Origin of the sequence: Allobrachymonas sp. (assembly GCF_041912815.1) — a bacterium.
GTDB lineage: Bacteria > Pseudomonadota > Gammaproteobacteria > Burkholderiales > Burkholderiaceae_C > Brachymonas.
In genome coordinates this window covers 29,562-42,868 of the sequence record NZ_JAYRLV010000005.1, presented here as the reverse complement: position 1 = coordinate 42,868, position 13,307 = coordinate 29,562, and the positions used below count along the sequence as shown (strand labels likewise).

Sequence of the window (13,307 nt, the reverse complement as noted above, 5' to 3'; positions counted from 1 at the left end):
ACCTGCGGACAACTACAGGAGATTGGTTCATGCTCGCATTCGACGAAATGTATGCCTCGGTCCCATATGCGGATGCCCCGACCAGGCAGCAATACCAGCGCTACGCGCAATGGCTGTCCCATCAGCCCATGCAGACCATGCTCCACCGGCGGGAGGAAGCCGAGTTCATCTTCCGTCGCGTCGGCATCACCTTCGCCGTCTACGGCGACAAGGATGCCGACGGATCGGGCACCGAACGTCTCATCCCGTTCGATCTCATTCCCCGCATCATTCCCCATTCCGAGTGGGATCTGCTCGAACGCGGCCTGACGCAGCGTGTCACGGCGCTCAACCGCTTCCTGCACGACATCTACCATGACCAGGAAATCGTCCGTGCCGGCGTCGTGCCAGCCGAGCAGATCCTGCACAACTCGCAGTTCCGCAAGGAGATGGTCGGCGTCGATGTTCCCAACCAGGTCTATTCGCATATCAGCGGCATCGACATCGTGCGGGCTCCTGACGCCGCAGGGGTAGGGGAGTATTACGTCCTCGAAGACAACCTGCGCGTGCCCAGCGGCGTGAGCTACATGCTGGAAAACCGCAAGATGATGATGCGGCTCTTCCCAGAGCTCTTCCGCAGCTACCAGGTGGCCCCCGTGGCCCACTATGCCGACCTGCTGCTCGAAACCCTGCGGGCAAGCGCCCCCACCGGCGTGCCCGACCCGGTGGTGGTGGTCCTCACTCCCGGCATGTACAACAGCGCCTATTTCGAGCATGCCTTCCTGGCCCAGCAGATGGGGGTGGAGCTCGTCGAAGGGCAGGACCTTTTCGTCAAGGACGGCTTCCTCTACATGCGCACCACCCGGGGGCCCGAGCGTGTCGATGTGATCTACCGCCGTGTGGATGACGACTTCCTCGATCCCAAGGTCTTCCGGCCCGACTCCGCACTCGGCTGTGCAGGCTTGCTCGACGTGTACCGCGCCGGCCGTGTCACCATCTGCAACGCAGTCGGCACCGGCATTGCGGACGACAAGTCCATCTACCCCTATGTGCCCCGCATGATCGAGTTCTACCTCGGTGAAAAGCCTATTCTGCACAACGTACCCACCTGGATGTGCCGCAAGCCCGACGACCTCGCCTACGTGCTCGCGCACCTGGAGGAGCTGGTCGTCAAGGAAGTGCACGGTGCCGGCGGCTACGGCATGCTCATCGGCCCTACGGCCAGCAAGGCCGAAATCGAGGAATTCCGGGCCGTGCTCAAGGCCCGTCCCGAGGGCTACATTGCGCAGCCTACCCTCAGCCTGTCGAGCTGCCCCACGCTGGTCGATGCAGGCGTGGCACCCCGCCACATCGATCTGCGCCCCTTCGTGCTCAGCGGCAAGACCGTGCAGATGGTGGCGGGTGGCCTCACCCGCGTGGCGCTCAAGGAAGGCTCGCTCGTCGTCAACTCGTCGCAGGGCGGGGGAACCAAGGACACCTGGGTGGTCTGAGCCGCGGGCGCTCCATCCCCTTTCAGGGAGCCCTGCGGATGCTGCCGAGCAGGGCTTTCCACCGGATGCCGGACGTGCCGTCTCCCATGGCGCGGGCCGATACAGGCAGACAGACCATTACATCGCCACATATCATGCTTTCCCGTACTGCCGACCACCTTCTCTGGATGTCCCGCTACATCGAGCGGGCCGAAAACACCGCCCGCATGCTCGACGTCAACTACCAGACCAGCATGCTGCCACAGTCCGCGCTGCAGGCTGAGCAGGGCTGGGCAGGCATGCTCTCGATCTGCGAGCTGCTCCCTGCCTATCGCGCCAAGTATGGCGACATCCAGCCGGACAAGGTCATCACCTTCATGGCGGCCGATGCCGACAACCCTTCCTCCATCATCGCCTGCATCCAGGCCTCGCGCGAGAATGCCCGTGCCGTGCGCGGCAGCCTCACCACCGAGGTGTGGGAGACCTACAACCAGATCTGGCTCGAAGCCCGGCGCCAGCTGCGCGAGGGCATCCTGCAGACCGATCCCAGCGCCTTCTTCGAATGGGTCAAGCTCCACTCCCACCTGGCGCGGGGCGTGATCCTCGGCACCATGCTGCTCGACCAGTCGGTCTTTTTCATGCGCCTGGGCACCTTCCTGGAGCGGGCCGACAATACCGCACGCCTGCTCGACGTCAAGTTCCATGCCCATCTCTCCCCCGAGTTCTTCGCGGCCGACCCCGAGGCTGCCAACACCCAGGAGGAGCTGGACTTCTACCACTGGAGTGCCATCCTGCGCAGCGTCTCGGCCTTCGAGATCTATCGCCGCGTCTACCGCGACGTCATCACTCCGCCCCGGGTGGCCGAGCTGCTCATGCTCCGGCACGACATGCCCCGCTCGCTGCTGGCCTGCATGAACGAGGTGGTGGCCAATCTGGAACGCATCGGCGCGAGCGTCGATGCCAGCCACTCCCGTCGTCTGGCCGGGCGCCTGCAGGCCGACCTGCAATATGGCGACATCCAGGAAATCCTGGCTACCGGCCTGCATGCCTATCTCACGCACTTCCTCGAACGGGTCCACGCCGTGGGCCTCGCCGTCAGCGAGGAATTCCTGCAGTTCCAGTGACTCGGCAGGCACTTCAGGGCGCACGGCGCATGGCGCAAGGGAGCTGCCGCCCTTGCGTCGTTTTTCCTCTGCCTGCCTCCTGCTGCAGAGCAGCAAGGAGCGCTCTCCACGGAGCTGCCGCAGGGCAGGGTGGCTGCAGGGGCGCCGGGCTATCGGCCCCAGTCGCTGCCGTTCAGATGCAGCCGGATGCGGTTCACCGGCAGCCCCTGGCGCTGCAGGCTCGCCACCCAGACCGGCAGCAGCTGACGTGCCTTGGCGGCTGCTGCGTTGTTCGAGACAATCAGGCACCACTCGCCTTCCTCCACCGCGCCGAACGCGATATGCCTGCGCATCGGGGCCGGAATGAGTTTGCGGATGGCCTCTCCGCACGACTGGGACAGCCGCACCCGCGCCATCAGGCTCCCCAGCACGGGGGCTTCCTCGGCGGCCTGACTCAGGGGAATGGCTTGGTGGTGGCGCAGCGTCATGTCCGCATTATCGGGCACCCTCTGCGCTGCATGCCGATACACACATGCCCAAAAAGTACACGCTGGCATGAAGCCCTGGGAAACCCCCAAGGGTAAAATGCCCCGTTAACCTGTCCTGACACAGATGCGGACACGGCCTGCAGGAGGCCGTGCCTGCGCGTGCGGAGTTGATACGGGCCCGAGTGCCCCCATCTGCCGCAACACCTTTTCAGCAATCAACACAAGGAAGAAGCTTCCGTTCCCGACCGCCGTCCCTCCTCCAGGAGGCGTTCTGCTGCGGTGTGGTCCGGAAGCCATCTGATCGCATGGCTAATTTTTTGACCAGAATCTTTGGCAGCCGCAACGAGCGCCTCATCACCGGCTATCGCAGGAACGTTGCGCGCATCAATGCGCTGGAAAAGGATTTCGAAAAGCTCACCGACGAGCAGATTCCCGCCAAGACCGCAGAATTCCGCCAGCGGGTCGCTGACGGCGCCACGCTCGACAGCCTGCTGCCCGAGGCCTTCGCCCTGGTCCGGGAGGCCAGCAAGCGCATCATGAAGATGCGGCACTTCGACGTGCAGATGGTTGGCGGCCTCGCGCTGCACGAAGGCAAGATCGCTGAAATGCGTACCGGCGAGGGCAAGACCCTCACTGCCACGCTGCCCGTATACCTCAATGCGCTTTCCGGCAACGGCGTGCACGTCGTCACCGTCAACGACTATCTCGCCAACCGCGACGCCCAGTGGATGGGGCGCCTCTACAACTTCCTCGGGCTCACCGTGGGGGTCAACCTGCCGCAGATGTCGCGCGAGCTCAAGCAGCAGGCCTATGCCGCCGACATCACCTACGGCACCAACAACGAATTCGGCTTCGACTACCTGCGCGACAACATGGTCTACGATGTGCGCGAACGCGTGCAGCGCCAGCTCAATTTCGCCATTGTCGACGAGGTGGACTCCATCCTGATCGACGAGGCGCGTACCCCGCTCATCATCAGCGGCCAGGCCGAGGACCAGACCGACCTCTACATCGCCATGAACAAGGTGGTGCCCTATCTCACTCGGCAGGAAGGCGAGGAGAACCCCCTCACCGGCGAGGGCGTCATCAAGCCGGGCGATTTCACCATCGACGAAAAGGCCCACCAAGTCTACCTGACCGAGCAGGGTCACGAGCATGCCGAGGACATCCTCCAGAAGCTGGGCCTCCTGCCCGAGGGGGCCAGCCTCTACGATCCGGCCAACATCATGCTCATCCACCATCTGTATGCAGCACTGCGGGCCCACCATCTCTACCACCGTGACCAGCATTACGTGGTGCAGCAGGGCGAGAACGGCCCCGAGATCGTCATCGTCGACGAATTCACCGGCCGTCTCATGGCCGGCCGCCGCTGGAGCGACGGGCTGCACCAGGCCGTCGAAGCCAAGGAAGGCGTACCCATCCAGGCCGAGAACCAGACCCTCGCGTCCATCACCTTCCAGAACTACTTCCGCCTCTACAAGAAGCTCTCAGGCATGACCGGCACGGCCGATACCGAAGCCTACGAGTTCCAGGAAATCTACGGCCTCGAAACCGTCGTCATCCCGCCCAACCGTCCCAGTCTGCGCAAGGACGAGCTCGATCGCGTCTACAAGACCACCGACGAAAAGTACCGCGCCGCCATTGCCGACATCCGGGACTGCTACGAGCGCGGCCAGCCGGTGCTCGTCGGGACCACCTCGATCGAGAACTCCGAGATCATCTCCAACCTCCTGCAAAAGGAAAAACTGCCCCACCAGGTGCTCAACGCCAAGCAGCACGAGCGCGAGGCCGAAATCGTGGTGCAGGCCGGTCGTCCCGGCATGATCACCATCGCCACCAACATGGCCGGCCGCGGCACCGACATCATGCTCGGGGGCAGCCTCGAGAAAATGGTGGCCGCCATCGAGGCAGACGACACCCTCGACGAAGCCACTCGCCAGGCCCGCATCGACGAGCTCCGCGCCAACTGGAAGGCCGACCACGACAAGGTCAAGGCCCTGGGTGGCCTGCGCATCATTGCCACCGAGCGCCATGAATCGCGCCGCATCGACAACCAGCTGCGCGGCCGTTCGGGACGCCAGGGCGATCCGGGCTCCTCGCGCTTCTACCTCAGCCTCGACGATCCGCTCATGCGCATCTTCGCGGGCGAGCGCGTGCGCGCCATCATGGACCGCCTCAAGATGCCCGAAGGCGAGGCCATCGAGGCCCGCATGGTCACCCGGTCGATCGAGAGCGCCCAGCGCAAGGTCGAAGCCCGCAACTTCGACATCCGCAAGCAGCTGCTCGAATACGACGACGTGGCCAACGAACAGCGCAAGGTCATCTACCAGCAGCGCAACGAGGTGCTCGAATCCAACGGGCTGCAGGAACAGATCGACGGCCTGCGCCACAGCTGCTTTGCCGACCTGGTCCACGCCTACGTTCCTCCGGGCTCCATGGAAGAACAGTGGGATCTGGCCGGGCTGGAAAAGACCCTGTCCCAGGACTGGGGAGTCGAGCTCGACCTGCGCCACATGGTGGAGGCGTCGAGCAGCGTGACCGACGAAGACCTGCTCGATGTGGTCACCAAGAAGGCCGACGAAGCATTCAAGGACAAGCTGGCCGTCGTGGGCGAGGACCATTTCCTCAACTTCGAGCGGGCCGTGCTCCTGCAGAGCATGGACACCCACTGGCGCGAGCACCTGAGCGCGCTCGATTACCTGCGCCAGGGCATTCACCTCCGTGGCTATGCCCAGAAGCAGCCCAAGCAGGAATACAAGCGCGAAGCCTTCGAGCTGTTCGGCCAGATGCTCGACGCCATCAAGAACGACGTCACCCGCATCCTCATGACCGTCAACGTCGCTTCGGGCGAGGAGCTCGACGAGGCTGCAGAGGACATGCAGGATTACGGCGGCGAGGGCGGCGGCTACATCAACATCACCTACCGCACCCCGGACGACACGGTCCCGGCCACTCCCGAGGAAGCTGGTGCCGATGGCGCCGCTCCTGCCCCGGTGCTCGGTGCCGTGGCCGCAGGGGCAGCCACGGCGGCAGGCAATCTCAATCCCGAGAGCTTCGTCGGGGTTGGGCGCAACGATCCCTGCCCCTGCGGCAGCGGCAAGAAATACAAGCAATGCCACGGCAAGCTGAGCTGAGCCGCGCATCTCTTCCAGACGGGCCCGTGCCCGTCTTTTTCCATCCCGTTTTTCACCCCCCCTTTCGGAACTTCATTCTTCCAGGAGTCATGCCATGTCCGTCAATCTGCAAGCCACCCCACCCGAGGCCCTGCATGCCGTGCGAGGCCTGCGACTCGGTGTGACCGAAGCCGGGGTGCGCAAGGCCGGACGCCGCGACCTGACCGTCATCCTGCTCGATGAAGGTGCCAGCATCGGGGGGGTCTTCACGCAGAACCGCTACTGTGCCGCTCCGGTGCAGGTCTGCCGAGCCCATCTGTCGGCCGGGCACCCGGACATCCGTGCACTGGTCATCAACACGGGCAATGCCAATGCCGGCACGGGCCAGTCGGGACTCGATGCCGCCCTCCAGACCTGCGCCGCCATGGCCGCAACCCTGGGCGTGCAGGCCGAACAGGTGCTGCCTTTCTCGACCGGCGTCATCATGGAGCCGCTTCCGGTCGATCGCATCGTGGCAGGTCTGCCGTCCGCCACGGCCCGGGCCCGGGCGGACGGCTGGGCCGAAGCCGCCCAGGCCATCATGACCACCGACACAGTGCCCAAGGCCTTCAGCGTGCAGGCCACCGTCGGCGGTGCCCAGGTCACGGTGACCGGCATGAGCAAGGGGGCAGGCATGATCCGGCCCAATATGGCCACCATGCTCGGGTTCCTGGCCACGGATGCCCGCGTGAGCCCGTCCCTCATGCAGACCCTGGCCCGCGAGCTCGCCGAAGGATCGTTCAACCGCGTCACGATCGACGGCGACACCTCCACCAACGATTCCTTCGTCGTCATTGCCACCAACCGGGCGGAACACTCCGAAATCACCGATCTCGATAGCCCGGAAGGTCAGGCCCTGCGCGCTGCCATGCGGCAGGTCGCCCTGCACCTGGCACAGGCCATCGTGCGCGATGGCGAAGGCGCCACCAAGTTCATCACTCTCACTGTCGAAGGGGGACGTACCGCAGCCGAATGCCGGCAGGTAGCCTATGCCATTGCCCACTCGCCCCTCGTCAAGACCGCCTTCTTCGCCAGCGACCCCAACCTGGGCCGTATCCTGGCTGCCGTGGGGTATGCCGGCATTGCCGACCTGGACCAGACCCTCATCGAGCTCTATCTCGACGAGGTGCATGTGGTTGCCGGAGGAGGGCGCAACCCGGCCTACCGCGAGGAGGACGGCCAGCGCGTCATGCGCAAGCCCGAGATCCTCGTGCGCGTACAGCTTGGTCGCGGCGATGCATGCGACACCATCTGGACCTGCGATCTCAGCCACGAGTACGTGACCATCAACGCCGACTACCGTTCCTGATCGCCGCGTCAGCCTTTCGCAAAAATCTTCCTCGCAAAAAAGGGGCTCCGTGCATGCGGAGCCCCTTTTGTGTTTGCGGTATGGGAAAGAAGAAAGACCAGGTCGATCGACCCGGTGTGGATCAGTGCACCGTGTCGTTGCCCGGCAGGAGATGCGTGCCCGGCTCGATGCGGAAGAAGCCTGTGCCTGCAGTGCCGGAACCGATCTCATCGGGTGTGGCCTCCCGGACACCGTGCACCTTCAGGCGCAGATCGAGTCCAATGCCGGCCAGTGGATGGTTGCCGTCGAGCACCACATGCTCGGGGTACAGATCCGTCACGATGTAGAGCTCATCCGGAGGCAGCGCACTGCTGCAGCCTGCAGGCAGTGCATGGCCATCGAACACCATGCCTTCCTCGGTTTCGGCGGGGAAATTGCGGCGCTCTTCCAGGAACACCTTGTCCTCGTCATAGTCTCCAAAGGCCTGCTCGGGCTCCAGATGCAGCGAAAACGACTCGCCCACCCGGCGGCCGATGAGGGCCTTGTCGATCGCATCCAGCAGATCGTCTCCCCCCACCAGAAACTCCACCGGCTCGGTCAGCTCGTCGAGCACCTCGCCCAGCATGTCTTTCATGACCCATGTCAGAGCCACCACGGTCTGGTCTGTCACCAGTGCCTTTTCCTGTGCATTTTCCATTGCACAATTCTCCCATGAACATCGATCATCCGTTGCCTCTGCTGGGGCATCTGAGTCCCCGGCAATTCATGCGCCGCCACTGGCAGCGTGCTCCCCTGGTCGTGCGGCAGGCCATTCCTGGCTTCGGCCCGCTGCTCAGCCGCAGTGCTCTCGTGGCGCTGGCTGCGCGTGACGAGGTGGAATCACGGCTCATCACCTCCGGCACCGCCAAGGGCTGGACCTTTGCAAGAGGGCCTTTTTCGCGGTCGCGCATTCCTCCCTTCAAGCAATCCCAGTGGACGCTGCTGGTGCAGGGAGTCGACCTGCATGACGATGCGGTGCGAGAGCTCATGGAGCAGTTCCGTTTCATTCCCGATGCGCGGCTCGACGATGTCATGATCAGCTATGCCACCGATGGCGGAGGCGTGGGGCCGCATTTCGACAGCTATGACGTCTTTCTTCTGCAGGCCCACGGCACCCGGCGCTGGCGCATCGGTCGGCAGAAGGACCGCACGCTTGTCCCTGGGCTTCCGGTGCGCATTCTGGCCGATTTCCAGCCCGAGGAGGAATACCTCATGGAGCCGGGCGACCTGCTGTACCTGCCGCCCGGATGGGCGCATGACGGCGTGGCCATGGGCAACGACTGCATGACCTACTCGATCGGCTTCCGGGTGCCGCAGAAGGGCGATCTCGCCCGTGAAATGCTTCTGCGCATGGCCGATGGGGCGGCCGAGTCGCTCGGTGAAAGACTCTATCGCGACGCCTCACAGCCCGCCGTCGAATCGCCAGCCGCCATTCCGGCCGCGCTCGCAGCCTTTGCGCAGCAGGCAGTCCATGCTGCCCTGCAGGATGAGGACAGCTTGGCCTGCGCCCTGGGCGAATACCTCACGGAGCCCAAGGCCAATGTCTGGTTCGATGCGCCCGAGACGCTGCCGGAGACCCTGGGTGCCGTGCGGCTGCATCGCAGGTCCCGCATGCTCTATGACGCGAGCCATGTCTATCTCAATGGCGAGAGCTACCGAGCCGCCGGGGTCGATGCCGAGCTCATGCGCGTCCTGGCTGATGCCCGCAGCTTGCCAGCTGTGCAGGTACGCCGGGCCAGCAAGGGAGCCCGCGAGCTGCTGCATGCCTGGATCGAGGAAGGCTGGCTGGAGCCCATGGACGCCGCCTGAGACAGGATGGGCGTTCCCAAATGGCAACAGTTTCCTGACACTACGCTGTAAATTTCCGAGAAAAAGGCGGGGGCATTGTCAGCTTTCGTCAGCTTTTGCTGGTTTGTCCCTACAATAGGCAGCGAAGGAAAGAGCTCGAGTCCTTTCCTTCTTGTTTTTGGCTCAATGCAAAAAACAGTTTCCGGAAATTGTTTTTCTCCACCTGTTAGGAATTTTGAAAATGAAAAAGTCTCTCGTTCTGGCTTCCGTGATCGCTGCTGCTGCTCTGGTTGCTTGCGGCAAGAAGGATGACGCTGCCAACGCTGCTTCCGCTGCCTCCGCTGCTGCTTCCGCTGCTGACATGTCCGCTTCCGCTGCTTCCGCTGCTGACACCGGCGCTTCCGCTGCTGCTGCTGCCGCTTCTGACGCTGCTTCCGCTGCTGACACCGCTGCTTCCGCTGCTTCCGACGCTGCTTCCAAGTAAGCACTCGCGCAGCAGGCAGAAGCCCCGCGCTTCTGCTTCGCAAGCACAAAAAGCCACCTGTTTCAGGTGGCTTTTTTCATGATGTCGTTCATATCCTGACAGGCCGCCGGTGGGCTCGATGTCTCCTGCGTGCTGCCAGGAGAGAGAGCATGTCGACGAGAACTGATTCAGGCATGCAGGGCCGCCACACGGTCCCACGTCGGAGCATGGGTGGGCGAGAGGTGACAGCGCAGAATATCGCCACGCGGCCGTGCCGTATCTGTCAGGTCCCAGTCGGAGAGCACCAGCCGCAAGCCCTGACGAGCTCCTTCCTGCATCTGGTGCTGGCCTGGTTTGTGCGTGTGCCCGTGCAGCAGGGTGGCGCAATCATGGTGTGCCAGCCACTCCAGGGCCAGTGGGTGGTTGACATCGGCATAGCCTTCCACTCCCAGTGCATTCTTGCGGGACGCGCTCTGCTCGCGGAGCTGTCGGCCCAGAGCCACGCGTTCGGCCAGTGGCCGGGCCAGAATGCCGGCTTGCCATGCGGGGCTGCGCACCTGGGTGCGGAACTGCATGTATTCCCGGTCGTCGATGCACAGCGCATCGCCATGGCTGAGGAGAATGCGCGTGGCCGGATGGGGGGATTGGGAACGGGTGTCGAGCACACAGGGGTCTGCCAGCATCTGGACGCCCGCAGCCTCGCAGAAGGCCGTACCCACCAGGAAATCGCGGTTGCCGGGCATGAAGTACACCGGAGAACGCCCTGTGCGTGCGCGGAGGCAGGTGGCCATGTCCGTCTCGAACCGGTGGTCGGGAGTGCCGAGCACGTCGTCTCCCACCCACATCTCGAAGATGTCGCCAAGCAGAAAGATCGCATCGGCGGGGCTTTCTGTCAGGTAGCGGCGAAAGGCCAGTGCCGTGGCGTCTTCCTGCTGCAGGTGCAGGTCGGAGACGAAGTCCACTGTATTCCAGGTGGCAGGTGCGGAGATCAGGTCGAGAGGAGCCATGGGAGCGATCCGGGGAGGAGTCCTGTGCATGGGGACAGCGGCGACATGCGCTGGCGGAATGCACAACAAAAAAGCCATGACGCGCAGGCAAGCGGCATGGCTGGATGGGAGAGCGGAGGGCTGTTTACAGCAGCACGGCCTTCTCGATCACCACGTCTTCCTTGGGCACATCATCATGGAAGCCGCGACGACCGGTGCTCACGCCAGCGATCTTGTCCACCACGTCGGTTCCCTTGATGACCTTGCCGAACACGGCATAGCCCCAGCCCTGTGCGGTGGGAGAGGTGTGGTTCAGGAAATCGTTCTTGGCCACGTTGATGAAGAACTGCGCCGTGGCCGAGTGCGGAGCCGAGGTGCGGGCCATGGCGATGGTGTACTTGTCGTTTTTCAGGCCGTTGTTGGCTTCGTTCTGGATTTCGGCTCCCGTGGGCTTTTGCTGCATGCCGGGAGCGAATCCGCCGCCCTGAATCATGAAGCCCGGGATGACACGGTGGAACACGGTGCCGTCGTACTGGCCTTTCTTTACGTACTCGACGAAGTTGGCGACAGAAAGAGGGGCTTTGTCGGCATCGAGTTCCAGAGTGATGGAACCGAGGTTGGTTTGGAGTTCGACTTGGGTGGTGGTCATGGAGTTTTCAGCGCAAAGGGAAATGAGGGAGATGCCAGAGGCAAGAGACATGCATGTCTCTGCAGGGGTGGTTGTGTACGGAGAGTGCCGCAGCCTCCGGGCCCAGACATCCGGAGGGCCCGGATGAGAATGAATCCGCCGGTCATTTTATCTGGACTGCGGAATGGATCACGACGGGCTTGAGCGGCACATCGCTGCGGAAGGGCCCCGCCGCGCCGGTGGGAACGGCCTTGATGCGGTTGATGACGTTCATGCCACCGATCACACGGCCAAACACCGTATAGCCATAGAGCTGCGGAGCATGCATCAGGCTGGCGCGCGGCACGTTGGTGTAGACACGTCCCTGGTATTCGAAGCGGGGCACCGGATCACCGGGGGGAATGAGCACGGGATCCAGAAAGGCGTTGTCCTTCACGTTGATGAAGAATTGTGCAGCTGCTGAATTGGGGTCGCTGGTGCGTGCCATGGCCAGGGTGCCGGTGGTGTTGCGCAGTCCTCCGGTGTAGGCCTGTCGGCCTTCATGGGCAATGGGGGGGTGTGTGGGCTTTTCGTTGAGGCGGGTGTCGTAGCCACCTCCCTGCACCATGAAATTGTCGATCACGCGATGGAACACGGTGCCATCGTAGTGCTTCTCGTGCACGTAGCGCAGGAAATTTTCCACCGTGCGGGGAGCCTTGTCAGGATAGAGCTCGACCACGAAGTCCCCCATGCTGGTCGCAAAGCGCACTTCCGGGTTGGGGGCATGGCTGCGGGTGGGCATATTCCGCGTTGCAGCCTCAGCCGATCCACCAAACATGAACGCAGCGGCCAGGGTACTCACGGCCGGGAGAACCCCGTGGCGAAGAAGTTGGCGACGGGTATGCATGCAGGCTCCTTTCTGGCTCAAGACAGTTGATTGCCTCATTATGTGAGCCCCCGGACGCCGGCCTGTGTGGAACGGTAACGCCACCCGGCGACAGGACACGGCCTGAAGCTCCTGTGCGTACGGTGGATTGCCGCTCCGTCAAAAAGCCACTGAAACCACGGGCCATGCCGCAGAAGAGCTGGCATGAAAACCAGAAAACCGGACTCGGGGACGTGCCAGTCAGGGAGCGACTGCGCGGATCTTGGCCGCCAGCGTGGGGGTGGAGATGCCGGCTGCGCGGGCGCGTTCGTAGGCATCGAGTGCCATGCGGCGATACAGGTCGCCGAGATTTTCCAGGGCGATGGCGTAGCGGGGGTGCAGGCGCACGGCCGTTTCCAGCGCTTCGCGTGCCATGCCCAGATCGCCTTCGGCGGCATACAGGGCAGCCAGGTTATTGTAGGGCTCCGGAATTTCCGGGTAATCCTGCACCAGCCCCTGAAGCAGGGCCTTGGCCTCGGCTGTCTTGCCCGTGACGGTGAGGATGCGGCTCTTGAGCAGGCGCATCTGCGGGTCGGTGGCATGCTGCGCCAGATAGCCGTCGGCCGCTGTCAGGGCCTGGGCGTAGGCGTGCGTGGCCATGAGTCGCTCGACGTTTCGGTAGGCATCGCCCACCAGTTTCGGAGCGGGCGTCTGGGCATGGGCCGACAGGGACATCAGGCCCGTTCCGAACAGCACGCCTGCAATCAGGGCACCGGGAAGGCGGGAGGTGAAACGGGAAAAATGCAGAAGGCCTGACATGCGCGACACGGAAAGTAAGAGATTGCAATCGGGAGGGAGTCGGGTCATTATTGCAGCTCCCGGCCCCCATGCGTGCAGGCAGCCAGGAGCAGGCCGTCAGAGGCCATGCATGGAGTCCCGTCATTTCGATGACGGGCCCATGCACCAGGGGACAGGCCAGGACAGTGCGTGCGGTGGGGGTGGGGCATTTCGGCCAGTTGGGGTACCATTTCGGGTTTTGCCGTGCTGGCCCCATGTCTGGCATTCGGGGCGGCGCGATGC

The 13,307-nt window shown here is 63.6% G+C and carries 12 protein-coding genes; 6 read left to right on the top strand and 6 right to left on the bottom strand.

The window, feature by feature from the left end:
- The first annotated feature begins 29 nt into the window (after positions 1-29).
- The gene (locus tag ACE3P9_RS05815) at positions 30-1,469 is read left to right on the top strand and encodes a circularly permuted type 2 ATP-grasp protein (RefSeq protein ID WP_374492396.1); all 1,440 of its coding nucleotides are present in this window, start codon (positions 30-32) and stop codon (positions 1,467-1,469) included.
- A 134-nt stretch (positions 1,470-1,603) separates the two neighbouring features.
- On the top strand, positions 1,604-2,572 hold the full coding sequence (locus ACE3P9_RS05810; RefSeq protein WP_374492393.1) for an alpha-E domain-containing protein: 969 nt from the start codon (positions 1,604-1,606) through the stop codon (positions 2,570-2,572).
- 149 nt (positions 2,573-2,721) lie between these two features.
- Here the strand turns inward: ACE3P9_RS05810 and ACE3P9_RS05805 are convergent, their stop codons facing one another.
- Positions 2,722-3,039 (bottom strand): hypothetical protein, encoded by a 318-nt coding sequence (locus tag ACE3P9_RS05805; protein WP_374492392.1) that lies wholly within the window; start codon positions 3,037-3,039, stop codon positions 2,722-2,724.
- A gap of 305 nt (positions 3,040-3,344) precedes the next feature.
- Between ACE3P9_RS05805 and secA the strand changes: the two genes are divergently transcribed.
- Positions 3,345-6,173 carry a preprotein translocase subunit SecA gene (gene secA, locus ACE3P9_RS05800; RefSeq protein WP_374492389.1) on the top strand — a complete coding sequence of 943 codons (2,829 nt, stop codon included), beginning with the start codon at positions 3,345-3,347 and terminating at the stop codon, positions 6,171-6,173.
- A gap of 94 nt (positions 6,174-6,267) precedes the next feature.
- On the top strand, positions 6,268-7,500 hold the full coding sequence (gene argJ, locus ACE3P9_RS05795) for a bifunctional glutamate N-acetyltransferase/amino-acid acetyltransferase ArgJ (RefSeq protein WP_374492387.1): 1,233 nt from the start codon (positions 6,268-6,270) through the stop codon (positions 7,498-7,500).
- 121 nt (positions 7,501-7,621) lie between these two features.
- Here the strand turns inward: argJ and ACE3P9_RS05790 are convergent, their stop codons facing one another.
- Positions 7,622-8,176 carry a peptidylprolyl isomerase gene (locus tag ACE3P9_RS05790; RefSeq protein WP_374492386.1) on the bottom strand — a complete coding sequence of 185 codons (555 nt, stop codon included), beginning with the start codon at positions 8,174-8,176 and terminating at the stop codon, positions 7,622-7,624.
- 14 nt (positions 8,177-8,190) lie between these two features.
- Here ACE3P9_RS05790 and ACE3P9_RS05785 point away from each other — a divergent pair, with 14 nt between their 5' ends.
- Both ACE3P9_RS05785 and ACE3P9_RS05780 read left to right on the top strand, forming a co-directional pair.
- Complete coding sequence (locus tag ACE3P9_RS05785; protein WP_374492385.1) at positions 8,191-9,327, top strand: JmjC domain-containing protein; 1,137 nt, start codon at positions 8,191-8,193, stop codon at positions 9,325-9,327.
- Positions 9,328-9,547: 220 nt separating this feature from the next.
- A complete protein-coding gene (locus tag ACE3P9_RS05780; protein ID WP_374492383.1) occupies positions 9,548-9,790 on the top strand; it encodes a hypothetical protein in 243 nt (80 codons plus the stop codon).
- A 167-nt stretch (positions 9,791-9,957) separates the two neighbouring features.
- On the opposite strand, the gene ACE3P9_RS05775 is transcribed toward ACE3P9_RS05780, so the two are convergent.
- From ACE3P9_RS05775 to ACE3P9_RS05760, 4 genes are all read right to left on the bottom strand, one after another.
- Entirely contained in the window at positions 9,958-10,776 is an 819-nt protein-coding gene (locus ACE3P9_RS05775) for a UDP-2,3-diacylglucosamine diphosphatase (RefSeq protein WP_374492381.1), read from the bottom strand.
- Between the two features lie 124 nt (positions 10,777-10,900).
- A complete protein-coding gene (locus ACE3P9_RS05770) occupies positions 10,901-11,404 on the bottom strand; it encodes a peptidylprolyl isomerase (RefSeq protein ID WP_374492380.1) in 504 nt (167 codons plus the stop codon).
- Between the two features lie 142 nt (positions 11,405-11,546).
- On the bottom strand, positions 11,547-12,164 hold the full coding sequence (locus ACE3P9_RS05765) for a peptidylprolyl isomerase (protein ID WP_374492379.1): 618 nt from the start codon (positions 12,162-12,164) through the stop codon (positions 11,547-11,549).
- Positions 12,165-12,488: 324 nt separating this feature from the next.
- Positions 12,489-13,046, bottom strand: coding sequence for a hypothetical protein (locus ACE3P9_RS05760; protein WP_374492377.1), 558 nt, complete (start codon positions 13,044-13,046; stop codon positions 12,489-12,491).
- Positions 13,047-13,307 lie beyond the last annotated feature (261 nt).

Coding starts and splice junctions, on each gene's coding strand:
- ACE3P9_RS05815 (WP_374492396.1), top strand. CDS start 30: ATGCTCGCATTCGACGAAATGTATGCCTCGGTCCCATATGCGGATGCC.
- ACE3P9_RS05810 (WP_374492393.1), top strand. CDS start 1,604: ATGCTTTCCCGTACTGCCGACCACCTTCTCTGGATGTCCCGCTACATC.
- ACE3P9_RS05805 (WP_374492392.1), bottom strand. CDS start 3,039: ATGACGCTGCGCCACCACCAAGCCATTCCCCTGAGTCAGGCCGCCGAG.
- secA (WP_374492389.1), top strand. CDS start 3,345: ATGGCTAATTTTTTGACCAGAATCTTTGGCAGCCGCAACGAGCGCCTC.
- argJ (WP_374492387.1), top strand. CDS start 6,268: ATGTCCGTCAATCTGCAAGCCACCCCACCCGAGGCCCTGCATGCCGTG.
- ACE3P9_RS05790 (WP_374492386.1), bottom strand. CDS start 8,176: ATGGAAAATGCACAGGAAAAGGCACTGGTGACAGACCAGACCGTGGTG.
- ACE3P9_RS05785 (WP_374492385.1), top strand. CDS start 8,191: ATGAACATCGATCATCCGTTGCCTCTGCTGGGGCATCTGAGTCCCCGG.
- ACE3P9_RS05780 (WP_374492383.1), top strand. CDS start 9,548: ATGAAAAAGTCTCTCGTTCTGGCTTCCGTGATCGCTGCTGCTGCTCTG.
- ACE3P9_RS05775 (WP_374492381.1), bottom strand. CDS start 10,776: ATGGCTCCTCTCGACCTGATCTCCGCACCTGCCACCTGGAATACAGTG.
- ACE3P9_RS05770 (WP_374492380.1), bottom strand. CDS start 11,404: ATGACCACCACCCAAGTCGAACTCCAAACCAACCTCGGTTCCATCACT.
- ACE3P9_RS05765 (WP_374492379.1), bottom strand. CDS start 12,164: ATGCCCACCCGCAGCCATGCCCCCAACCCGGAAGTGCGCTTTGCGACC.
- ACE3P9_RS05760 (WP_374492377.1), bottom strand. CDS start 13,046: ATGTCAGGCCTTCTGCATTTTTCCCGTTTCACCTCCCGCCTTCCCGGT.